This is a genomic window from Pseudoalteromonas sp. C2R02 (assembly GCF_018860845.1).
Taxonomy (GTDB): Bacteria; Pseudomonadota; Gammaproteobacteria; order Enterobacterales; family Alteromonadaceae; genus Pseudoalteromonas.
On record NZ_JAHKQC010000023.1, the window covers coordinates 122,576 to 145,232 of the forward strand.

General features: G+C 35.1%; 21 protein-coding genes. 9 read left to right on the forward strand and 12 right to left on the reverse strand.

The annotated features are described in order from the left end of the window. Nucleotides 1–424: 424 nt before the first annotated feature. Both KO527_RS07440 and KO527_RS07445 read right to left on the reverse strand, forming a co-directional pair. The gene (locus KO527_RS07440; RefSeq protein ID WP_216039696.1) at nucleotides 425–1,129 is read right to left on the reverse strand and encodes a transporter substrate-binding domain-containing protein; all 705 of its coding nucleotides are present in this window, start codon (nucleotides 1,127–1,129) and stop codon (nucleotides 425–427) included. 521 nt (nucleotides 1,130–1,650) lie between these two features. Then, entirely contained in the window at nucleotides 1,651–1,968 is a 318-nt protein-coding gene (locus KO527_RS07445) for a DUF4144 domain-containing protein (protein WP_216039697.1), read from the reverse strand. Between the two features lie 172 nt (nucleotides 1,969–2,140). Here KO527_RS07445 and KO527_RS07450 point away from each other — a divergent pair, with 172 nt between their 5' ends. The 4 genes from KO527_RS07450 (at nucleotide 2,141) to KO527_RS07465 (ending at nucleotide 4,682) form a co-directional block, all read left to right on the forward strand. After that, nucleotides 2,141–2,917, forward strand: coding sequence for an AzlC family ABC transporter permease (locus tag KO527_RS07450; RefSeq protein ID WP_216039698.1), 777 nt, complete (start codon nucleotides 2,141–2,143; stop codon nucleotides 2,915–2,917). Then, entirely contained in the window at nucleotides 2,914–3,228 is a 315-nt protein-coding gene (locus tag KO527_RS07455) for an AzlD domain-containing protein (protein ID WP_216039699.1), read from the forward strand. Before KO527_RS07450 ends, KO527_RS07455 begins: the two co-directional genes overlap by 4 nt. A 63-nt stretch (nucleotides 3,229–3,291) precedes the next feature. Further along, nucleotides 3,292–3,762 carry a TlpA disulfide reductase family protein gene (locus KO527_RS07460; protein WP_252733528.1) on the forward strand — a complete coding sequence of 157 codons (471 nt, stop codon included), beginning with the start codon at nucleotides 3,292–3,294 and terminating at the stop codon, nucleotides 3,760–3,762. A 197-nt stretch (nucleotides 3,763–3,959) separates the two neighbouring features. After that, nucleotides 3,960–4,682 carry a transporter substrate-binding domain-containing protein gene (locus KO527_RS07465; RefSeq protein ID WP_216039700.1) on the forward strand — a complete coding sequence of 241 codons (723 nt, stop codon included), beginning with the start codon at nucleotides 3,960–3,962 and terminating at the stop codon, nucleotides 4,680–4,682. 10 nt (nucleotides 4,683–4,692) lie between these two features. Here the strand turns inward: KO527_RS07465 and KO527_RS07470 are convergent, their stop codons facing one another. From KO527_RS07470 to KO527_RS07495, 6 genes are all read right to left on the reverse strand, one after another. Further along, complete coding sequence (locus KO527_RS07470) at nucleotides 4,693–5,421, reverse strand: methyltransferase domain-containing protein (RefSeq protein WP_216039701.1); 729 nt, start codon at nucleotides 5,419–5,421, stop codon at nucleotides 4,693–4,695. A 99-nt stretch (nucleotides 5,422–5,520) separates the two neighbouring features. Further along, nucleotides 5,521–7,359, reverse strand: coding sequence for a methyl-accepting chemotaxis protein (locus KO527_RS07475; protein WP_216039702.1), 1,839 nt, complete (start codon nucleotides 7,357–7,359; stop codon nucleotides 5,521–5,523). 179 nt (nucleotides 7,360–7,538) lie between these two features. Beyond that, nucleotides 7,539–8,819, reverse strand: coding sequence for a glutamate-1-semialdehyde 2,1-aminomutase (gene hemL / locus KO527_RS07480; protein WP_216039703.1), 1,281 nt, complete (start codon nucleotides 8,817–8,819; stop codon nucleotides 7,539–7,541). A 56-nt stretch (nucleotides 8,820–8,875) separates the two neighbouring features. Then, nucleotides 8,876–9,892, reverse strand: a complete 1,017-nt coding sequence (locus KO527_RS07485; protein ID WP_216039704.1) for an aspartate carbamoyltransferase — start codon at nucleotides 9,890–9,892, stop codon at nucleotides 8,876–8,878. 133 nt (nucleotides 9,893–10,025) lie between these two features. Continuing rightward, the gene (locus KO527_RS07490; RefSeq protein ID WP_216039705.1) at nucleotides 10,026–10,460 is read right to left on the reverse strand and encodes a CopD family protein; all 435 of its coding nucleotides are present in this window, start codon (nucleotides 10,458–10,460) and stop codon (nucleotides 10,026–10,028) included. Nucleotides 10,461–10,491: 31 nt separating this feature from the next. Then, a complete protein-coding gene (locus KO527_RS07495) occupies nucleotides 10,492–12,195 on the reverse strand; it encodes a chloride channel protein (RefSeq protein ID WP_216039787.1) in 1,704 nt (567 codons plus the stop codon). Nucleotides 12,196–12,397: 202 nt separating this feature from the next. On the opposite strand from KO527_RS07495, the gene erpA reads away from it, so the two are divergent. From erpA to KO527_RS07515, 4 genes are all read left to right on the forward strand, one after another. Beyond that, nucleotides 12,398–12,736, forward strand: a complete 339-nt coding sequence (gene erpA, locus KO527_RS07500) for an iron-sulfur cluster insertion protein ErpA (RefSeq protein WP_042142567.1) — start codon at nucleotides 12,398–12,400, stop codon at nucleotides 12,734–12,736. Between the two features lie 168 nt (nucleotides 12,737–12,904). Further along, a complete protein-coding gene (locus tag KO527_RS07505; protein WP_216039706.1) occupies nucleotides 12,905–14,023 on the forward strand; it encodes an efflux RND transporter periplasmic adaptor subunit in 1,119 nt (372 codons plus the stop codon). A gap of 9 nt (nucleotides 14,024–14,032) precedes the next feature. Next, nucleotides 14,033–17,140, forward strand: a complete 3,108-nt coding sequence (locus KO527_RS07510) for an efflux RND transporter permease subunit (protein ID WP_216039707.1) — start codon at nucleotides 14,033–14,035, stop codon at nucleotides 17,138–17,140. A gap of 585 nt (nucleotides 17,141–17,725) precedes the next feature. Then, nucleotides 17,726–17,965, forward strand: a complete 240-nt coding sequence (locus KO527_RS07515) for a helix-turn-helix transcriptional regulator (RefSeq protein ID WP_042142560.1) — start codon at nucleotides 17,726–17,728, stop codon at nucleotides 17,963–17,965. A 149-nt stretch (nucleotides 17,966–18,114) separates the two neighbouring features. Here the strand turns inward: KO527_RS07515 and KO527_RS07520 are convergent, their stop codons facing one another. From KO527_RS07520 to KO527_RS07535, 4 genes are all read right to left on the reverse strand, one after another. After that, on the reverse strand, nucleotides 18,115–19,497 hold the full coding sequence (locus tag KO527_RS07520) for an MFS transporter (RefSeq protein WP_216039708.1): 1,383 nt from the start codon (nucleotides 19,495–19,497) through the stop codon (nucleotides 18,115–18,117). Between the two features lie 67 nt (nucleotides 19,498–19,564). After that, nucleotides 19,565–20,182: a peptidylprolyl isomerase gene (locus KO527_RS07525; protein WP_216039788.1), complete on the reverse strand. Its 618-nt coding sequence runs from the start codon at nucleotides 20,180–20,182 to the stop codon at nucleotides 19,565–19,567. A 23-nt stretch (nucleotides 20,183–20,205) separates the two neighbouring features. Then, nucleotides 20,206–20,757, reverse strand: a complete 552-nt coding sequence (locus tag KO527_RS07530; RefSeq protein WP_216039709.1) for a YajG family lipoprotein — start codon at nucleotides 20,755–20,757, stop codon at nucleotides 20,206–20,208. 91 nt (nucleotides 20,758–20,848) lie between these two features. After that, on the reverse strand, nucleotides 20,849–22,003 hold the full coding sequence (locus KO527_RS07535) for a methyltransferase (protein WP_216039710.1): 1,155 nt from the start codon (nucleotides 22,001–22,003) through the stop codon (nucleotides 20,849–20,851). 41 nt (nucleotides 22,004–22,044) lie between these two features. On the opposite strand from KO527_RS07535, the gene KO527_RS07540 reads away from it, so the two are divergent. After that, nucleotides 22,045–22,653, forward strand: a complete 609-nt coding sequence (locus KO527_RS07540; protein WP_216039711.1) for an alpha-ketoglutarate-dependent dioxygenase AlkB — start codon at nucleotides 22,045–22,047, stop codon at nucleotides 22,651–22,653. Nucleotides 22,654–22,657 lie beyond the last annotated feature (4 nt).

A 22,657-nucleotide genomic window follows, 5' to 3' on the forward strand; every position in this document is an offset into this window, starting at 1 on the left:
AATATAGCTTGATATTATGCTTAGCAACTTATTGATAGACAAAGCGCTGTTTTGAGTAAAGCGATTAATGCTATTTTTAATAAAGGACTTGTTTTGTTGTTGGTACTAAGAAAATAACCTCATTGAGCCAGAAAAGACTCGAGAGCTGTCTATATGTTGTAACAGTTTTTGATTTGCGCGAGATCTTTTACGTTTTGCTGTAAGTAACAAAGTACAGACATTACAACTATTTGATGAATTGTTGCTTACTTTTTTAGTGCACCCTTTTTGATTGCAAGTTTGTTTTTCCATTGGTTTAAATTGCTCTTTAATAATTTATTATGTCGTCATTATTAAAGATATTTCTTAGGATAAATTATTTAAATTATCAGCGGTATAACTCGATGCTAAGCGGTCATTATCAGTTATAAACCTATTGATAAGCTTATTTAAAAATGCCTTGTTGGTATGCGGTTGTTACTTTGTTAATGAGATCTCTATGCTTTAAGTTAATTTTATTGCGTTTACTGAAGCCAAAAAAAGTTTTTTTATTTCTGAGCTCCTCTAAGGCAATGGGAGATACTTTTAAGTCTGCGTTATTAATTTCTTCGGTAAGGGTTGCTAGCATGGCAGGGCTTATCATTATGAGATCTATGCGGTCTTTAAGTAATAATGAAAAACCAATCCGTGAACTTTGTATCGCTATTTTTTTAAGTGAATTGTCATTATCGAATCGCGGAAAATATAATGTTCCTCGGGCAACTCCTATAATTTTGTCTTTAAAATCACTATATGTGTTTATTGATATTCCTTTTTTTGAAACCACTTTCATTGTATCAGCAGATTTAAATGGTGCGTAAAAAGCAAATTCACTTCTTTCTTCAGTTGGGTTAAGGCCTGCGACTACATCGACATCTCCTTTTTTTAACATCAAAATGCACCTTGCGAAATTGGGAGATTGTTCAAATTTTAAGTGTTTATCTAATACCTTGCTAAGCGTCTCTAAGGCCGAAATATGAGTACCGTAAGGTTTATCACTTAGATATTGATAAGGGGGGTGATCATCAATACAGGCAACTAAGTTTTCATCATGGGCTTGTACATATGAAGTCCATAATAAACTTAAAAACAGCAAGAGAGATTTATGCATTATTAAGTTACCTAAATTGTATTATTTAGTAGTAAGTTTACACTAAAACACAATTTTTATTTTATAACTTATTATTTTCAAATCAGCATAAACATAATATTTGAATATTTATTTAAAAATAAAAAATATTTAATAGCCTCAATAAACGCTTTAAACTTGGGGCTTTAGGCTATTTTAGAAGAAAAATTCAAGTCACTTAAATGCCTGTATTAATTAATCAATTAGCTTGATTGACTGTTAAGTTATTGAAATGTAGTTATGAATGGTAGAAGTGTTTGAATTACTTTTTAAATACGATTTAACTTTTAATTGAAAAGCTGCTCTATGATTAATAGCCTTTTTTATATTAATGAAAGCTATCGCATGATGTTTAGAATTACGAATAAAGTATTCTTAAATCGTATTATAAATCTGCACAGTTGCTTGTAATAGCGAAGCATTAGAGTAATGCAAGATCAACTATTGGCGGTCTAATTAGTTCTACTTTCTCTAGACGCTTAAATTTAAACTGAACGATGTAACTATAAAGCTAATGAATTGATAGCCTCAGTTACCGATTTAAATTGAATTTTAGTTAAACACACTTGGGCTTGAGAAAACTCATGAGCTTGAATTAATTCAGTCAGTGTTTGCGCAGATACAGGTAAGCCAATTTTTAAAAAAGTAAACTCATTGGTATTATTTTGATGTACTTGATAGGTTTGACCTGTTGAGTCGATTAAGTAGTCTTCGTCATGACAAATTAATGATTCAAATTCACTAGATAAATCAGTTTTAGAGCTAAGGTATATTAACTCATCATCGCCATATAATTTTAATATACAAGGGTAGTTAACCATAAAATTTACCTGCAAACATATTGGCTAATAATATTTATTTACACTATCACCTTCCCTTTATGGGTTCAATTGGGCAAGGTAAAAAATGGACTTGAGTGCAAGATCTTACAAGTTTTCATTTTGATTTAATGCCAAGCTGTAATTAAGCAATTAAAACCAAAAGTAGGATTAAATGTCTTTTAATCGTAAAAGTGCATATTTACAAATGATGCAAAAAGGGCTGTTAGATATGATGCCCTTAAATTTAGCTGTGATCCCTTGGGGCATTTTGTGTGGATCACTAGCGATACAGCGTGATTTTAGTATTTTAGAGGCCTTATTGATGCCTTTGGTGGTTTATGCAGGCGCAGTGCAATTAGTGGTGATTGAACTGATGCATGCTAATGCGCCACTGGCGACTATTTTATTTACGGCTTTTATTATTAGTTCTCGGCATTTTTTATATGGTTTGGCGCTTAGAGATAAATTGAAAAACTTGCCATTAAGGTGGCGGGGCAGTTTAGGCTTTTTATTAACTGACGAGCTATTTGCTTTATCGGGTGATAAACAGTCATATAAGGGCAAGTTGAGATTAGTTTATGCGTTATTTGCTGGTGGCAGTTTTTATGTCAGTTGGCTTATATGGAACATTATAGGCATAGCAGCAGGCAGTTATTTACCTGATTTAACTAATTTAGGTTTAGACTTTGCCATTGCTGTGACTTTTATTGCCTTGGTGATCCCATCTATTGTGAATTTACCGCTATTAATTACCGTATGTGTTGCAGGTGTTTTGTCTGTGATTTTTAAGTTATTACATTGGGAATTAGGCTTAGTATTAGCATCAGTGATTGCTATGTATTGTGGTTATTTAGCAACGAGGCTTCAAACTAAAAACAACGCAATAGCAACGTATCAAATAAATAAAAATACAGTAAATGAAAACAATTCAGGGGAGCAAAAACTATGACTTTAATCACTATTGTGTTGTTAGCGTGCATTACTTTTTTAACCCGTTATTTGTTTTTACATCCAAAATTACCATTACGCATTGGGCCAAAACTAGAAAGCTTTTTAAGCTTTAGTGCACCAGCAGTGCTGACCGCTATTTGGGTGCCAATTATTTTTATACAAGATAATCAGCTAGATATTAGTTTCACCAATCCATATTTAATTGCAGCTACAGTAGCTGTATTCATCGCTAAAAAAACCAACAGTATTTATTTTACTTTAGCGGCAAGTGTCAGTGTATTTGTGGGGTTGCGGATATTTTTACTTTAAGCTGAAATTAATTTTACCTATGTTAGGTCTTATTTATCGATTACAAAAATAATAAGGGCTAACATGTTTAAACGTTTTATTTTCATTGTGCTTTGCAGCTTTATGGTAAGCAATGTATGGGCTGCTAAAGCGCCTGAGTTCACTTTAAAAACCCAAGCGGGTGATACTGTTAGTTTAAGTGATTATCAAGGTAAACCTTTAATTATTCATTTTTGGGCGACTTGGTGCCCGTATTGTAAAAAGTTACAATCTGGTCTAAATGCCTTACATCAAAAATATAAATCTCAAGATTTAGAAATTTTGCCGATAAGCTTATGGGAAGATGAAGGCGCAACACCGCAAAAAGCACTTTACAGCCGAGGTTTTAATTTTAAAACTTTGATAAATGGTGATGCGATACATAAAAAATTTGGTGTAGTCGGTACTCCTACCACGTTTTTTGTTTCAAGAACGGGTGAAATTGTTTATAAAACAAGTGACTCAAACCCTGATTCGCCAAATTTAGAAAAAGCTGTTAAAGCCATTTTAAAATAGTTTTATAGGTTGTATTTTCTTATATGATGGTCAAGCAACTGCGTTGCCATAGCTTGGTACGGCTAAGTTATTTGTTGTTGGTTGCTTGAAAAATGTTCAATTTAAGTCTGTGTCACTTGTTATTTCTCATCTTATGATAAACTCAAAGTAAGTCGACTTTCATTTGATTAAATTCTGATTAATTTTATTAAGGTTCAATGAAAACATTTTTAATTATTTTTATGGCGCTTAATTCTTTTGTGGCCATTGCTAAAGAGTATCACTTTGTTGCGATTAATAATTTAATAGAGCAGGAGGTAGGCACTATTGTATTGCCTGAAGTATATAAACAATTAGGCATTAGTATCTCTATTACGCCATTGCCAGGTAAAAGAGCGCAACATCAAGCGACATCGGGTATGAGTGACGGGGAAATTATGAGAATTTACTCTTATGGGATTGAAAATCCAACCACCATTAGAGTACCCACTCCTTATTATCAATTAGAAACAATGGCTTTTATTCGAAAAGACAGTGGGATTAAAATTACTAAAAAAGCTGATTTAGCTCAATATGATATTGCTAAAGTCAGAGGGGTTAAACACACTAATAATATTACCCAAGGTCTTACAAATGTCACTGATGTCAACTCAACTGAAAAGGTTATGAAATTAGTTTCTGAGGGCTTAGCCGATGTGGGTTTAACAAATACGGTGGATGGCTTAATGGTGTTAAAAAACTTGAAGCTAGATAATGTTGTTTCTATCAATAAACCTTTGGCTACCTTAGATTTATTTCATTACATACATGAGAGCCAAAAAGTATTAGTGCCACTGGTAGATCAAAAGTTGCAAGCCCTGATTAAAAACGGTGAGTTGGCACGTATTATAAAGAAAGCTGAAAGCGCAGTGATTACTTTAAAAGAGCAAGATTATAAATAATTTTGGATATCTATTTTTTAAAAAGTAATACAAACCTGTCTGTCTTACGGCGAATTTTAGGAATAAAAGGCGTTGTAAGGCGAGTATCGTTTTTGTTTGCAAGCATATTGCTTTCTTTTATCAGTTTAAAACCCATAGTTGTCAGGTTGCGGATCACAAACTGTTTATCAATGCGATGTAATTTTTGAGCGTGTTTTGTTTTGCTGCCATCAATGGCTGAATGGTCAATTATTAAAAGTTTTCCATCAGGTTTTAATGCCTTTTTTAATTGAGTTAAAAATACTTCAGGGTCAATATTCCAGCCTTTATCAACATAAAACAAATCATGAAAGCCTAATACAAGAAATATTGCATCTAAACTATTGTCATTAAATTCGAGTGCTTCAGACTCTTTATCATGTCGAATGACATTGGGTAGTCGGTTGTCTTTTAATCTTGCAGTTAATTCTTTTTCTGAAAAAGGCAGCCAAGCTTTATTGTTTTGTAAATAAACTTTGCCTTCAGGGCCAACCTGTTGGCTAATAAGCTCACTATAAAAGCCACCACCGCCTAAAACATCAGCAACAACCATTCCTTTAGATAAATTGATAAAGTTCATTACAGCGGCTGATTTACTTGTTTTATCTCGTTTAATATCTTGCGGGTGACGTTTATCTTTTTCGAAAACCATATTTTGTGCGAGCGCAGTTGAAGAAAATAAACTTATTAATATCAATATTATTAATTTATTTTTAATCATATGACTCTCTTTACGGCTCATATTTTAAAAAGATCCCCGATTTAAACACTACGGGGATGACAGACTAAATCACTTATAAGACACAGGTAAAGGCTTAACTTATTTAAAGTAGTCCATTTTATCTTGAAGTTCAGCCGACATTTTAGCTAAATGAGTTGATTCATGTTCTGTTGTTTGTGCTGAACTTAAAGTATCTTCTGCCAATTGACCAATCTCTATTGAACAGTTAAGTGCTTGCTCAGTTGAATGTGTTTGATTACTTGAAAGTTGCACTATATCGGCACTGAAACTATCGATATCTAACATACCTTGCTCAGCTTGATTAAGTATTTCACGGGTTTGATTTGCAGCTGAAACACCTTGCTCCATTTTTTCAACACTTGATTGCATTTTACTTTGAGTATCATTTGAAGCGGTTTGTAATGAACTAATGATTGAATGAATTTCTTCTGTTTGTTGTTGTGTACGTTGCGCTAATGTTCTTACTTCATCGGCTACAACAGCAAAACCTCGACCTTGTTCGCCTGCTCGGGCAGCTTCGATGGCGGCATTAAGTGCAAGTAAGTTTGTTTGCTCTGCTATACCGCTGATCGCTAAACTTACTTTGCTAATGTTTTGAGTATCTTCAGCGAGTTTATCTAAAGCAATTTTACTGAGCTCAAATTCACCTTGTAAATCAGCCATATGATTTGCTAAAGATATGGTGTTTTGTGTACCTTGTTTTACATGAGAACCCGCATTTTTAGCTAAATTTACCGCTTCTTGTGCTTTGGATTCTACTTCATGAGCTGATGCTGTCATATCACTGAGCAGTGCATTAATATCGGCTGTTTTATTTTGTTGCTGTGATACATCTATACGTGTTTTTTCACTTACTTGTGCTAGATCTTGGGTTGCATTACCTAGCTCTGAAGACGTTTCTTTTGCTTGGTCTACTAACTCTGAAAACTTAACTAACATTTTGTTATATAACAGTGCTATTTGCGATAATTCATCATTACCGGTTAGCTGCGCGGTTGCTTTTAAATCGCCCTGTGCTGCATGGTTTACTGCTTTTGAAAAACTTTTAATTGTGCCTACAACTGAAAAGTAAAACCCTAGCATTAAATAAAAAGCCAGCATTAAGCTTAAAATGGAAGCAAATAATACCAATCGGTTAATCCACTGCTCTGTAGCGAGTTTATTTTCTAGCTGAGCTGTTAAAACAGGTAACAGGTGATTAATGAGTTGGCTTAGGTTATTTAAGGTACTTTTTTGTGCTTGGTTAAATTGTGATGAAGCAATATTTATTTCATCTGGCTCTAATATTTTTGCATCAATGAGCTTTTTAAATTCTATAATCACATCTTGTGTCGCATTGATTTTACTTTCTAATATCGCTTTTATGTCGCTGTTGTATTGCGTAGCTACTTGTACTTTTTGAACCAATTCTGATGCAGCAAATGGCAGCGATTTATTTGCATTTGATAAGGCGATATAGGTATCTGGTGTAAAGCTTCCTGCATCAATCACTGTGCTTGCTTGTTCTGATGCTAAACGGGTTTGCTCAATGAGTTTTGGCAAAGATTCCACTAAAGCACGATTTAAATATGTACTTGGTAAATTATCAATAATGGCTAATGAAGATTGAATAGAAATAGACTCAAGCACTTTACTAGCAGAGTCACTGTTGGTTTGATAACCCGCTTTATTGGCGATTACTTTTGCTTGAGGTTCGTTTTTATCAATGATGGTATTGAGCACTTGTGGATAAATTTTTAAACCCATAAGTTCTTGTTGTGTAATATCTATTGAAGCAGCTAATTTTGAATTTAGAAAAAATAAGCTCAAGCTTAGCGGTAATAATAAAATACCAAAAACTAAAGTAATTTTTTTAGAATACTTTAGTTGCTCCATTAACTTTGTAGCTGGTGTGGCGAATTTCCTTAAGCCTGTCATATTATCTTCTTCTAATTAGCTGATATTCACATATTAAATACAGTAGAACGGTATTGTGATGATTTTAGTTCAAAAAAATGAAGAATAAAGGAAATAGTGCGTAAACTTGGTTAATTACAATAAAAAACGCCGAGTTATCACTCGGCGTTTTTGAAATTATCAAACTTTTTTAATCAGACTTATAATTTAGCAAAAACGCGTGCAGCCGCTTCAATTGTAAGCTTTATTTCTTCATCGCCATGCTCTGTACACACAAAACCTGTTTCGTATGCAGATGGCGCTAGGTACACACCTTCTTCTAGCATTAGGTGGAAGAAACGTTTAAAGCGCTCAGCATCACATTTAGTTGCTTGCTCATAGGTTGTGATGTTTTTCTCTTTAGTGAAGAAAAAACCAAACATGCCGCCAGCATAGTTAGTTGTTAAAGGAATACCTGCTTTATCAGCTTCTTGTTGGAAACCTTCACATAATCGAATACTTTTTGCTTCTAAATCTGCATGTAAACCAGGCTTAGAGATAAGCTCTAATGATTTAAGACCCGCAGCCATAGCAATTGGGTTACCTGATAATGTACCTGCTTGATAAACAGGACCAACTGGAGCGATAAAGTCCATGATCTCTTGTTTACCGCCAAATGCGCCAACTGGCATACCACCACCAATAACTTTACCTAAAGTCGTTAAATCAGGTTTGATGTTGTAATATTCTTGTGCACAGCCTAATGCAACACGAAATCCAGTCATTACTTCATCAAAAATAAGCACTGATTTGTATTCGTCACATACAGCACGTAAACCTTCTAAAAATCCTTCAACTGGTGGGATACAGTTCATGTTACCTGCAACAGGCTCAACAATAATACAGGCGATTTCGTCTGCGTATTTAGCGAAGATTTCTTTAACTTCATCTAAGTTATTAAATGATACTGTTAAAGTATGTTTTGCGAAATCTTCTGGAATACCTGGAGAGTTAGGTACGCCCATAGTTAATGCGCCAGAACCCGCTTTAACTAATAAAGAGTCAGCATGACCGTGGTAACAACCTTCAAACTTAAGAATTTTGTCACGACCTGTAAAACCACGTGCTAAACGAATCGCACTCATAGTCGCTTCTGTACCAGAACTTACCATACGTACTTTTTCAATAGATGGTACTAGCTCTTTTACTTTCTCAGCCATTAAAATTTCAGTTTCAGTTGGTGCGCCATAGCTTAGGCCATGTTCAACAGCATCTAAAACCGCTTGTTTAATTTCTGGGTGATTATGACCTAAAATCATAGGACCCCAAGAACCAACATAATCTATGTATTCTTTACCATCAGCATCTGTCATGCGCGCGCCTTGCGCTTGCTTAATAAATAAAGGTGTTCCGCCTACGCCATTAAATGCACGTACTGGTGAATTTACGCCACCTGGAATAGAGTCTTGCGCTCTTTGAAATAAGTCTTGGCTAGTTGTCATGAAAATGCCTTAATAATGTGTTTTATAATATTCAGTCAATATATTTTAATTGGTGTTTAGCTGTTTTTCTTTGCGCTATACCAAGGAACTTCTGTTTCGTATTTATCAACTAGGTTTTCTACACCTAAAGTTAATGCAAATAGTGCCATTCTAGCGATTACACCATTTTGTACTTGACGGAAAATTGCTAAGTTATCGTTGTTATTTAAATCGTTATCTAATTCGTTTGCATCACCTCGGCTATCGCGCGGTAATGGATGCATAAGTACTGAGTTTTTATTACAGTGCGCATCGTAAATTGCTTGGCTTATTTTAAATCCACCACGATATTTATTGGCTTCTTCTTGAGAAGGGAAACGCTCTTCTTGAATACGTGTTTGATAAACGATATCTGCTGCTAAGTTGCCTTCCATTTGATTTACTAATTCAATTTGATGACCTGAGTTAGTGACTGCATCTAAAACATAATCAGGCATTTGTAGGCCGTCAGGCGAAACCATAGTGAATTTAACATCTTTATAGTGACATAAAAGCTTTGATAACGAATGCACCGTACGGCCATATTTTAAATCACCTACAAGGGCGATATGCATGCCATCAATTTTACGTTCAAAACGGCTTAGCTCTTTTTCAATGGTTAATAAATCAAGTAATGCTTGAGTAGGGTGCTCGTTTGGTCCATCACCACCATTAATGACAGGTACTGTTGAACCTGTTGCAAATTCGGCAACTGAATTAGCGTCTGGGTGGCGCATTGCAACTGCATCAGCATATGATGAAATTACGCGCGCTGTATCGTAAAGTGATTCACCTTTGGCAAGCGCTGAGCTTTGCATGCCTGTGGTTTCGCGAACTAATCCGCCTAATAAATTAAAGGCTGTACCAAAACTTACACGAGTACGTGTACTTGGTTCAAAAAACAAGTTTGCTAATACGGCACCTTCAAGCACTTTTGTGCGTTTTTGTTTTTTAGCGTAAGGTTCCATTTTTTTTGCTACAGCAAAAATAGCCTCAATACTATCCCTATTTAATTGATTAACCGAAAGAATATGTTCGCCTTGAAAGTTCAGCATGTGTTCAATCCTATATAGTATGTTGGCAGTAAATTTGGGGAGATAATTGTTGGCTGCAGATTATACCCATGATGTCCCTAGATGACAAAGCATCTCGCGGTATCTTATGCATAATTTGCAGCTTAAAAGCAGTTTAAAAAAGCGGTTTTATTACCGCTAAAAAGATAATCGCTAATAATACTAAAACAGGTAGCTCATTTATTATTCGGTAAAATTTATCACTGCGTTTATTTCTGTCATGTTTAAAGTCAGATAAAAGCTTAAAGCAATAGCCATGATATATGTATAAAGCGATAACCAATATGAGTTTATAATGTAACCACATGCTGACTTTAAACCATTCTCGGCCATATTCAAAAATCATTAATACGCCAAAAACTAACGTTAACACTGCAAAAGGAGTGACAAAATAAAGTAATTTCCGCTCCATGGTTTTAAGCATTTCTTGGCTATCTTTATTATCTGTCATTGCGTGATATACAAATAATCGTGGTAAATAAAAAATGCCAGCAAACCAAGCAACCATAAAAAATATGTGCAGCGATTTGTATATTAATAATGTTGTCATTACTTGCCTTTTTAACGGTTAAATTGACGGTTTAAACTAAGCTATTTCTTATCGTTAGTATTTGATGAATATGATCCCAGCGTATTAGTCCCATAATTTGTTTGTTATCTAATTGGTTATAGATATAAACAGAACTTCCACGTTTGTCTTTTAAAATATCAAATACATCTGCGAGGGTACATTGACTACTAAGCCCTTCCAGTTCAACATATTGTATTGGAATGGCATTATCAGACATTAAACTTAAATCATATTCGGCTAATCGGTAGCCATTTTCTTCATCAAATACAATTAATGGTGTTTGGTTTTCAGGGTCTGAAGTTACTGCATTAAGCGTTGCATTAATTTGATCTTTATCATTGGAATATAATAATTTGAAATTTTCGTCCATTTCAGCCATAACGCCAATTTTTTGCAATGCTTCTACGGCAGGAGAAACTTGATATGGTAATCCTTGAAAATCTAACTGTTGTAAAAATATTGAGCGGTTACCAAAAAACTGTAAGGCACTCACATATGCTGTGGTGATCACTACCATGGCGGGTACTGTAATATGTGAGCTAGAAGTCATTTCCATCACAGCAACTAAAGCTGCCAGTGGTGCATGTAATGTAGCCGCAAACAAACCTGCCATGCCTAATACGGCGTAAGTACCAACAACATAATCATCAGGGCTCATATAACTGCCAAAATACGACATTAAAGTACCAATCAGTACTCCTAAACCAAACACAGAGCCAATTATGCCACCAGGAATACCCAGACCTAAAATAAATAGCGTAGCGATAAGTTTGGCTATTAATATTGTCATTAATAATTGTAAATTTTCAGCTGAAATAACGGAAAGATGAATGGCGCTCATACCTGACCCCATTGCTTGAGGCACTAAAAATGAAATAAGCCCCATAATTGTTCCTGCTAAAAGTAAACGAGGAAACATACTAATACGCCTAAATACTTTAATAACGTACATTAAGTTTCGGTTAAATGCATAGGCAATGGCACCTAAGGTTAATCCGCAAATAATTAAATAGGGATAATGCCAAATAGGTAATGGCGTGACATTGATAAGTGATAATTCATACGTATTGCCAAAAACGAACTGTGTTGTTACGGCACCAGTTACGGCTGCTAAGATAATTGGTACAAAAATATGAATTTTATATTCTCTGAGTACCACTTCCATTACAAAAATCACGGCAGCTAATGGCGTATTAAATGACGCTGAAATACCTGCGGCAACGCCACAACCAGCGAGTGTTCTCATGGAGTTATAAGGTAAATGGAGCTTTGAGCCAATGAAACTGGCTCCTGCAGCACCGATATGAACAGAAGGACCTTCTCGACCTACGGTAAAACCACTTATAAGTGCAATAGCACCACCGAAAAACTGATTTAAAGTACTATTAAAGGGAATGTTACCGTAATTTTGTTTAATGCGATGAATAATAAAAGGTACGCCTAAACGGTAATGTTTGTAGCGAGATATCATGGCAATAGCATAAATAAGTAAGGCACCAATAACGGGTATAAATAGCCTATATAATTCAGGAAGTTCAGTATAGTTATCGGATTCAGGTAAAAATATGGCTTGCACGCCAATGATAAGCAGTCTGAATATAATGATTAAGATAGCTGCAAATAAGCCCGCAACTATACCTAGCAGACACAGTTGAGCCGACGTTTTAGGTTTGGATAAACTTTTTCTGAGCGCTTCAAGCGATGTATGTGTCAACTCAAACAAAGAGATACCTATAAAATATGAGTACCAAAAAAGTAATTGCAGTTTATCAGAAGCTTAGTGAATTTTCATAAAAAATAAGCGCTAAAATTAGATTAATTTAGCTTTGTCTATCCTGTGTATTTTTTAGTAAATACTTGATTAAAACAGTCGGGTATTAGATAATCGCGCTATATCAATTTATTTAAGTAGAAGTATGTCTGAGCAATTACCGATACAATTCACGGATAATGCAGCAAATAAAGTTAAGCAGCTAATCGAGGAAGAAGAGAATCCAGAACTAAAACTTCGTGTTTATGTTACGGGCGGAGGCTGTTCAGGGTTTCAATATGGTTTTACTTTTGATGAAAAAACCAACCCAGGTGATATGACTATTGAAAAAAATGGCGTAACGTTAGTGGTAGACCCTATGAGTATTCAATACTTAGTTGATGGCACTGTTGATTACACTGAAGGACTTGAAGGTTCTCGCTTTTTTGTAAATAATCCAAACGCAACAGCAACGTGTGGCTGTGGTTCATCATTTAGTGTTTAGTAAATAAACTAAATATTATTAATAAGTTAAAAAAGCCGCATTATGCGGTTTTTTTGTTTCTGTTATCTGGAATGTAAAGCTTGTTTACATTTTATTACTTACTTTGCCTGCAAAAACTTCGTATGATTGAGAGATAATAATTATTAGCATTAACCTTGGAGAGAAAGGATGCTTACATTTCAGCGCATTCGTCAATTGTTAGATGAAAAACCGTTCATCATCGCATTAAGTATTAGTATTGGTATTATACTTTGGATGTTATCTGGACCCTCCAATGCACAAGACCCCAAAAACACTTCAAATAAAACAACAGATCAGCAAGCACCTTTAGCAAAAGTGAAAGTAGAAACACTAAAAGCCCAAGATATTTTTAAAACCCTTACATTATACGGAAAATCTGAGCCTGATAAAGTTTCCACTATCAGTGCGAGAGAAGAAGGTGAAGTAAAAGATATTTATGTTAAAGAAGGTCAATTTGTTGAAAAAGGCACTGTCATTTTATCTCTTGATCAATCTGACTTGAACGAAAGAATAGTCTCTGCAAAATCATTATTAGTTCAAAGAAAATTAGAGTATCAAGGCTTTGTTAAATTAAAGCAAAAAGGCTTACAAGACGAAGTGAAACTGTCTCGTAGTAAAGCACAGCTAGAGCAAGCAAAATCAGACCTTTCAAGTTTAAAGTTGAGTTTATCTCGTAGCCAAATTAAAGCACCATTTAGCGGTGTAATTAATCAAAGACTTGTTGAAATTGGTAGCTATGTTGGTCGTGGTGACCCAATCTTAGAATTAGCTGATTTAGACCCATTAGTTGTGCGTGCTGATGTTACCCAGTCTGAAATTTTTGGATTAAACCTAGAGCAGGAAGTAAAAGCAACCTTAGTTAACAAAGAAACTTATTCTGGAAATATTAGATATATTGCATCAGTTGCAGATGACAATACTAATACTTTCAAAATTGAAGCTAAATTTTCAAACCCAGATATGAAGTTTAGAGCCGGTTTTTCAACGCAATTAGATATTGATTTTGAAGCCGTAAAAGCCATTCATATTAGCCCTGCATTTATGGCATTAGACCCTAAAGGTAGCATAGGCGTTAAAACACTAAATGATAAAAATGAAGTTGTGTTTTCGCCAATTAATATAGTGAAATCTACTTCAGAAGGTATTTGGATGTCAGGCTTAGGTGAAGAAGTTAAAGTAATCACCTTAGGCCAAGGTTTTGTAAGAATAGGTGATGTTGTTGAACCTGTTTTTTCAACTGATGATTCAATTACAAAACAAGACTAAGGCCGAATAATGAAAACAATAATTGACGGCGCGTTAAATAAAACCAGAACGGTTTTATCTATTTTTGTTTTGTTGCTGATTGCAGGTTGGATGACCTATCAGAGCATTCCTAAAGAAGCTAACCCAGATGTAAATATTCCATTTATTTATGTATCAATTGTACATGATGGTATTTCACCTGAAGATGCAGAAAGACTGCTTATTCGCCCAATGGAAGTGGAATTACGCGCAATACAAGGCGTAAAAGAAATGAAAGCCACTGCCAGTGAAGGACATGCTTCAATTACATTAGAGTTTTTGGCTGGATTAGATACGAACGATTTATTAGCTGAAGTACGTGACAAAGTGTCACTGGCAAAAGCGAAACTACCAAGCGAATCCGAAGAACCTGAAGTGCATGAAGTTCTGATGGAAGATCAGCAACCCACTATTACTCTTACTTTATCTGGAAACGTGCCTGAACGTGGGTTATTAACAATAGCGCGTAATTTAAAAGATGATATTGAAGGTATATCGAGTGTAATGGAAGTGGATATTGGTGGCGACCGTGAAGATATGGTTGAAATCATTGTTGATCCATTATTGATGGTATCATATGGCTTAGATCAAACTGATATTTATAATCTAATCAGTAATAATAATAAATTAGTTGCCGCAGGTACTTTAGATACAGGTAAAGGCCGATTTGCCATTAAAATCCCATCAGTTTTTGAAACAATTCAAGACGTCATGGAGCAACCAGTCAAGGTTGTTGGTGATAAAGTTGTGCGTTTTATGGATGTGGCACAAATACGTCGCTCTTATAAAGATCCCACTTCCATTGCCCGAATTAATGGGGAATCAGCCGTTGCTTTAGAAGTTAAAAAGCGCAGTGGCGAAAATATCATAGATACAGTGAATGAAGTGAAAGAGATTGTTGAAAAAGCAAAAGTACTTTGGCCTGATCACATTAAAGTAAATTATACTGCTGATAGCTCACAAGACGTAAAAGATATGCTTTCAGACTTACAAAATAATGTAATGTCAGCTGTTTTATTAGTGGTGATAGTGATTATCGCTATTTTAGGCAGTCGCTCTGCATTTTTAGTCGGGGTTGCGATACCAGGCTCATTTTTAACGGGCATTTTAGTACTTTCTTTATTTGGCTTAACGGTAAATATCGTGGTGTTATTTGCTTTGATCATGGCGGTAGGTATGTTGGTTGATGGCGCGATTGTTGTCACTGAATTTGCTGATCGTATGATGAGTGAAGGCATGCATCGTAAACAAGCTTATGCTATGGCTGCTAAACGTATGGCATGGCCTATTATCGCCTCAACTGCGACGACATTAGCGGCATTTGCGCCATTAATTTTTTGGCCAGGTATGATGGGCGAGTTTATGAAATATTTACCCATCACTTTAATTGCAACTTTAACAGCTTCATTGGTGATGGCGTTAATATTTGTACCAGCATTAGGTAGCCTAATAGGTAAAGTAAGACCAATTAAAGAGTCTGAAAAACAAGAGTTAGTGGCTGCTGAAGAAGGTGATGTGACTAAATTACATGGTTTTAGCGGTAAGTATGTTCGTGTATTAGATAAAGCGATTTCACGCCCTTGGTGGGTTTTATTTGGTGCGATTATAATTTCGATTTTAGTGTTTGTTGGTTATGGTGCGTCAAAACTTGGGGTGCAATTTTTCCCTGAAGTTGAGCCTAATGGTATTAACTTAAAAGTACGTTCGTTTGGTGATTTATCAATTTATGAAAAAGACACCATAATGCAAGATGTTGAAGGTCGTATTTTATCAATAGAAGGCATTAAAACTATTTACTCGCGTACAGGCGGTAAAGACTTAGTTGGTACAGTACGTTTAAATCTAGATGATTGGGACCAACGCTTACCTGCGGATGATATTATTGAACAAGTAATATCACTGACAGAAAATATTGCTGGTGTAGAAGTCGAGCTTAGAAAAGATGAAAACGGCCCTGGTGGTGGTAAAGATCTGTCTATTGAATTAAGTTCTAAATACCCTGAAGCCTTAAATAATGAAGCAAGACGTATTCGTCAAGCGTTAGAAGCTGATGGCTCATTTATGAATATAGATGATACCGCTTCAAAACAAGGCATTGAATGGCAGCTTAAAATAGATAGAAGTAATGCGGCAAGATTTGGTGCTGACGCCACGATGTTAGGTGCTAACGTGCAAATGATCACCAATGGTCTGAAATTAGGAGAATACCGCCCTGATGATGTAGATGACGAAATTGATATCAGAGTACGTTTTCCTCATGAGAAACGCGATTTAGGTCGAATAGAAACATTACGTATTAAAACCATGCATGGTCAAATTCCGGTATCCCATTTTGTTGAAAAATCGCCAGTGCAAAAGGTAGATACTATTCACAGAGTGGATAGTCATCGTGTTGTTACCGTTAATGCAGATATGAAAGCAGATGAGTTGTTAAGTCTTGCTTTACCTCGTTTACAAGCCCAGCTTAAAGAACAAGGAATGGATCCTAGAGTAAAATTAAAAGTGCGCGGTGAAAATGAAGAGCAAGGTGAGTCAGAAGTATTTTTGAAAAATGCACTCATGGTTGCACTGTTTGTTATGGGTCTTATTTTAGTGACTCAGTTTAATAGTTTTTATCAGGCGTTTTTGATTCTTAGTGCTGTGTTATTTTCTACAGTAGGTGTATTTTTAGGTCTGTTAATTTTACAGCAGCCATTTGGCATTGTGATGTCAGGTATCGGTGTTATCGCTTTAGCGGGTATTGTAGTGAACAATAACATTGTATTAATAGATACATATAACCTACTTAGAGCACAAGGCATGGCGGCTAAAGAAGCGATTCTTAGAACGGGAGCGCAAAGATTAAGACCTGTATTGTTAACAACGGTAACAACCATTTTAGGTTTAATGCCTATGGTATTGCAGGTGAATATAGATTTCTTTAATCGTGAAGTGGCAGTGGGTGCTCCATCAACGCAGTGGTGGGTTCAGCTCTCGACAGCTGTTGCTGGTGGTTTAACCTTTGCAACGGTATTAACCTTAGTATTAACACCATGTTTATTAATGCTCAGAGCAAGACGACAAGAAAGAAATTCACTTCACAAAATAAAAATCTTGTGAAGTTAGCTCCTAAATCAAATTAACTTTAAAAAGCCACTTACTCAAGTGGCTTTTTATTGATTTGTAACAAAAATCATCAATGTAAAAAAGCCTAAAATTAAACTACTAAATCCAAGTATATATAAAAAACCTTTTTTACCTTGCTTTAAGCTTAAATTATTTTGTTTTAAAAAAAAGAACCATAAAAGACAAAGTACTATAGGAAGTAAAAACATTAATCGAATCATATTTGGCTAATTATCACTATTTTCTATTTATTAGTTAATAGAGTATACCAATACTCATTGGAAAGTCAGTTTTATGTGATTTAGACGAAGAATAATGAACATTCATCGCATTTTATGTAATTGAAGGTGAATAACAGTTAATATTATACTATTAGTAGTATCTAAATATTTTTTTAGACCTATATTAGGTAATTTCGTTAAAAACGGCTATACCTAATATAGAGCTTGTGCTTTAATGGGGTCAAATCAATTCTTGCGTTTCAAAGCTTGAACGTTTTGAGCCATAGCATTGAGCATTATGGGGAGGGGCACTCCCAATTACTTTAATATAAAAAAACATCTAGTAGGAGATGCTTTTATGATGGGAAAAACAGTTTCATCTGATGAAAATAGTAGACTAACTTCTTGGCTTAAAGAAAAACGTCAAGAGAAAGGTCATACAATGAGAAGCTTAGCGCAAATTATTGGTACACCTCATTCATTCATCGGTAAAATAGAAAATCAAGAGCGCCGTTTAGACGTTGTTGAATTTGTTCGTTACTGTAACGCGTTGGAAGTCGATCCAACTGAAGGCTTAGCTTTATTAGATGCTGAATAGTTTTCGTACTAAGTGATTTAAATTGTATTTAAATGACTTTAAAAATAGAATGCAGGGAAGCATTTTATATTTATACCCCACTCAATGTATAAAATCCTAAAATCCTAAAATCCTAAAATCCAGTTTCCTAGCTCTTAGTACCTGTCTCCTTAATTTCCATTCTTATGAAAATTATTTTCTAAACGATACATATGATGTCTGATCAAGTATAAAAATACTAAAGATGGGATCACCATAACCGCCGTTAATACAAAAAATAATGCCCAGTTACCATCTAACCAATCTACTAACATGCCACTTGAAGATGAAAGCAAGGTTCTAGCGAAATTACCTAGAGATGCAAGTAGCGCATATTGGGCTGCGGTAAAGCTACGATTACAGAGCATAGATAGAAATGCCACCATAGCCACGAGTGACCAAGCTTGTGTGAAACCGTCAACTACTACTGTTAACGCATACATCCATTCAACAGGGCCAATAAGTGCGATAACCGCAAATAATAGGTTAGATAGTGCCATAGCAATGCCACTAATAAATAAGCCTTTTACAATTCCGTATTTGTGATTAAATAAGCTGCCTAAAAAAGCAAAAACGATAGTGATTATACCAGTGCCAAATTTAGAATAAGTGCCAATTTGTGTATTGGTAAACCCCACTTCTTTATAAAAAACGATAGACATACGCCCTAAAAAAGCTTCGCCAATTTTAAATAAGAATATAAACGCAAGCAGAGCTAACGCTGTTTTAACGCCATTACGTTTAAAAAATTCTGAAAAGGGTGCTACCAGGGTAACTAAAAGCCAACTTGCTATTTTTGCTGAGATAGTATTTTGGTTATCAGTAAATAGTGTTTTTTGATACTGAGTTTCGAGTTTTGATTGTATTTCATCTCGGTTAGAATCTGGTTCTTTTACCCAAAATACACATAAGCTTAAACAAAACATCATAAAAGCCAGTACAACATATACTTGGTTCCAGTCCCAACCAGGGAAATCTGCAAAGTAAAAAGGCACGGTGCCCAATAATGCATAACCTGACCACCAACCAGATGTTGCCATCGCAGCCGCAGCCGTTGCCTTATGGCTCTCATTTTCAGCTAAGCTATCAATACGGAATGCATCAATCGAAATATCTTGTGTAGCCGATGCAATTGCTATCACAATTGAAATCATCGCAACCAATTTTAAGTTAGCACTGATATCAACAGTAGAAAGTAACAGCGTAGCTGCAATGATGAAAAACTGCGTGAATAAAATCCAACTACGTCTTAGGCCTAGTAGCTTATTTAAAATAGGTAATTTAACGCGGTCAACTAAAGGCGACCATAAGAAATTGATAGAATAAGCGCCAAAAACTAAACCAAAAAGACCTATGGTACTGCGAGACAAACCTTCATCTTTTAGCCAAGCTGAAAGCACAGAACCGATTAAAACCCAAGGAAAGCCGCTGGCCATGCCAAAAATGAAAATACTTATTAAACGCTTATCTTTAAAATAGCTTAAGTATTCTTTCATTGAAATATCAGTGGTCATATCGGGTTCTTATTATTTTTATTAATTTAATACTCCCAAATGTTGGGAGTGTATATTGGAATAAACGTTATAGTTTTTCTTCAGGTAAGACGATTACATCATAAATTAATACAGGTTTGACTGGCACAAAGTCGTAGCCAATTTTTTCGTTATATCCTGTTTCAACTTTCATGATTTTATCTAACGTTTCATAGCCTTCTGAAACACTACCAAATACAGCAAAACCCCAACCACGACCCGGATTTAAGTGGTGGTTATCGTCCATATTGAAAAAGAACTGACGATCACCTGAGTGGGGTTTTCTATCTTGATATGCCATAGCAATAGAGTACATTTCATTTTTCATACCATTGCCGCTTTCGTTAAAAATAGGCGCAATTGTATGCATACCATCATGATCTTTATCATAACCTCCGCCTTGAATTACAAAGTCTTGCTCGTTTTCTTCGTCACGTTCTACACGATGAAAAATGGAGCCTTTATAATCGCCGTTAGCGACATACGTTAAAAAGTTATTCACTGTAATAGGCGCGCGAGAGCGGTCTAGTTCAATAATGATATTACCGTGGCTTGTTTTAAGCTCTACTTTAGGAAATAAGTTACTTTTTTGCACAAATTTACCATCGGCAGCACTTAAAGCTGACATTGAAATCACTGCCAGTGTGCTCAATATTAGCGTTTTAATGAATGGTTTTATCATGGGTATCCTTAACCTTGTAAAAATTCTTGAAGTTCAACATCGTTTACAATACGGGAAATCATTTGTTCTAACAATGTATTAAGCTGGCCTTCTACTTTTGCTTTGTCAAAAATTAGAGGCCCTTCGCTATTTTGACTGCCATTATAATATTTATTGAAGTTCTGCTTACCTTTATTAAGTTTAACTTCTAATTCAATTATGCCTTCACTACGATACTTAAGCGTTTGTTGTTTTACGATGACTTCTAGTTGATGAATATGCAAAGCCATTTGATTTTGAGAAGAGGCATTAATATTAACACCGCTATTTTTTAAGGCTTTGGATAAAGCATTATTAAGGGACTGTTCTAAATCATTACTAGCGACTTTAGTCACATCATCTTTTTTCAAAATACGTAAAGTCGTGGGTGTTTCTCGATTATCTTGTACAGATAAATCTATATTATTTGCAATTGAAAGCTGAGCGGTTGCTGTGTAATTAGGAGCGATAATAATACGTTCAGGAAGGGACTGACATGCAGATACTGCAAGTACACAAAATAATAGGGCTATTTTTTTCATGGCGATCCGTGATGTTTTTATTTGACTATAAATATTGCAACAAGGATATTTAATATAAAAGATAAATATCCTTTTAATTGTTACATATTCTTTAAGATTGTAATGCTTTCTCTTTTGTAGAACTTAAAACCACAAAGCGACTATTTGAGCCAAGTAATTTACAGTTACCAAATATACGTTCTAACTTACCATGATAATCAAGGTGACGATTACCAATAATACGTAGCTCACCGCCCACTTTTAATACACGTCGTGCATCAATAAACATTTGCCATGCAATATGATCTGTTACAGCTTGCTGCTGATGAAATGGGGGGTTACATAAAATAATATCTTGGCTTTCTGCGTCAAACCCCGTCATACAGTCATTTTGCATAAAGGTACATTGGTCTAACTTTTCTGGCAGGTTTTGCTGTATGTTTAATCCCGCAGAGTTTACTGCCATATCAGACTCATCAACAAAGGTGATTTCTGAATTAGGACATTTAGTTAATGTTGTAAGACCAATCACACCATTACCACAGCCTAAATCTACTATGCTTTTTACCTTTTTAGTTTGTGGTAAAAAGTTCATAAAGAATCGTGCACCAATATCTAATGAATCACGTGAAAATACATTTGCATGATTATTAATTGTAAAGTCGGTGTTTTTGAGTTCCCACTTGATTGTCGCAGGTGTGTCTTGTGCTTGTTTTTCAAATTTAGCAAAGACTAGGCGAGATTTTTTTACGGCAAGGGATGTTTTAGCTTCGCCAATATATTTTTCAAAGGCTTTAGACGTTGAGTTATGGATATCTTTGGTTTTACCTGCACCTATCACTAACGTACCAGGCTTTAATACTTGGCTTAATTTGGCAAGTTGGTGGGCTAATAAACCATTGTTTTTTGGAATTTTGATTAAGACTAAATCTATTTCACTTGATGGTAAGTCAAAACAGCTTAATAAATCTAAGTTAGCACTCGTTAGGTTATTTTTTTCGATATTGTATTTTGCTGCTTGATGTGCAATAAATGAATCGCTGATCAAAGTATTTGCTTTATCATTAAAATAACAACTTAAAGCACCAAAACTATCATTTAAGATCGCAATATTGTTAAGTTCGCTGTGATGTTCTTCAACATAATTTATTAAATATTCATCAGCAGAATCCCAAGCCTGCAAACTACGAGTTTTTTGTTCTAAAGGAAAACGTTCTAAGGTAAATGTTTTATTTCCTAGAACTGCTTGGGTTAATTCTTGTATCATGAGTATTTATACCAATATTATTCATCTGAATTGATTTTAACATGCCTTTATTCAATTGTTCACCTGATTTGCCAAACTGCTTCAATTATTATGAAAATTGTATCAGTGAAGCAAAAGCCGATGCTTTATTTCATTATTTAGTTAGCAATATGAATTGGCAGCAACCAGCGATATCTATGTATGGTAAGCAGGTATTAATTCCTAGAAAACAAGTTTACATGGCTGATAGTAAACTCAATTATGCTTATTCAGGCATGGCATTAGTGGTGGAACCTTGGGATGCTATTTTAGAAAAATTTGCAGCTAGATTAACAAAACAGTTTGAAGTGCCATTTAATGCCGTATTAATAAATTGGTATAGAGATGGTAATGATAGCGTTGGTTGGCATTCAGATGATGAAGCTGAGTTAGGTAACAATCCTGTCATTGCTTCTATCTCGTTAGGTGATGAGCGGATTTTTAAAATCAAAGATAGTGCTAATAATAAAAACTATGATCTGACACTTAATAGCGGTAGTTGCTTATTAATGTCTGGTAACAGCCAATCACAGTATCAGCATTGCTTGCCTAAAATGGCCAATTCAAAAATAGCAAATACAATAAGAGGCAGAATAAACCTGACTTTTAGGTATATTCATCCAAAAATTTAAAATA

Bases quoted from the DNA above. Each gene is read 5' to 3' on its own strand.
- KO527_RS07440 (WP_216039696.1), bottom strand. From the start codon at position 1,129: ATGCATAAATCTCTCTTGCTGTTTTTAAGTTTATTATGGACTTCATAT.
- KO527_RS07445 (WP_216039697.1), bottom strand. From the start codon at position 1,968: ATGGTTAACTACCCTTGTATATTAAAATTATATGGCGATGATGAGTTA.
- KO527_RS07450 (WP_216039698.1), top strand. From the start codon at position 2,141: ATGTCTTTTAATCGTAAAAGTGCATATTTACAAATGATGCAAAAAGGG.
- KO527_RS07455 (WP_216039699.1), top strand. From the start codon at position 2,914: ATGACTTTAATCACTATTGTGTTGTTAGCGTGCATTACTTTTTTAACC.
- KO527_RS07460 (WP_252733528.1), top strand. From the start codon at position 3,292: ATGTTTAAACGTTTTATTTTCATTGTGCTTTGCAGCTTTATGGTAAGC.
- KO527_RS07465 (WP_216039700.1), top strand. From the start codon at position 3,960: ATGAAAACATTTTTAATTATTTTTATGGCGCTTAATTCTTTTGTGGCC.
- KO527_RS07470 (WP_216039701.1), bottom strand. From the start codon at position 5,421: ATGATTAAAAATAAATTAATAATATTGATATTAATAAGTTTATTTTCT.
- KO527_RS07475 (WP_216039702.1), bottom strand. From the start codon at position 7,359: ATGACAGGCTTAAGGAAATTCGCCACACCAGCTACAAAGTTAATGGAG.
- hemL (WP_216039703.1), bottom strand. From the start codon at position 8,819: ATGACAACTAGCCAAGACTTATTTCAAAGAGCGCAAGACTCTATTCCA.
- KO527_RS07485 (WP_216039704.1), bottom strand. From the start codon at position 9,892: ATGCTGAACTTTCAAGGCGAACATATTCTTTCGGTTAATCAATTAAAT.
- KO527_RS07490 (WP_216039705.1), bottom strand. From the start codon at position 10,460: ATGACAACATTATTAATATACAAATCGCTGCACATATTTTTTATGGTT.
- erpA (WP_042142567.1), top strand. From the start codon at position 12,398: ATGTCTGAGCAATTACCGATACAATTCACGGATAATGCAGCAAATAAA.
- KO527_RS07505 (WP_216039706.1), top strand. From the start codon at position 12,905: ATGCTTACATTTCAGCGCATTCGTCAATTGTTAGATGAAAAACCGTTC.
- KO527_RS07510 (WP_216039707.1), top strand. From the start codon at position 14,033: ATGAAAACAATAATTGACGGCGCGTTAAATAAAACCAGAACGGTTTTA.
- KO527_RS07515 (WP_042142560.1), top strand. From the start codon at position 17,726: ATGATGGGAAAAACAGTTTCATCTGATGAAAATAGTAGACTAACTTCT.
- KO527_RS07520 (WP_216039708.1), bottom strand. From the start codon at position 19,497: ATGACCACTGATATTTCAATGAAAGAATACTTAAGCTATTTTAAAGAT.
- KO527_RS07530 (WP_216039709.1), bottom strand. From the start codon at position 20,757: ATGAAAAAAATAGCCCTATTATTTTGTGTACTTGCAGTATCTGCATGT.
- KO527_RS07535 (WP_216039710.1), bottom strand. From the start codon at position 22,003: ATGATACAAGAATTAACCCAAGCAGTTCTAGGAAATAAAACATTTACC.
- KO527_RS07540 (WP_216039711.1), top strand. From the start codon at position 22,045: ATGCCTTTATTCAATTGTTCACCTGATTTGCCAAACTGCTTCAATTAT.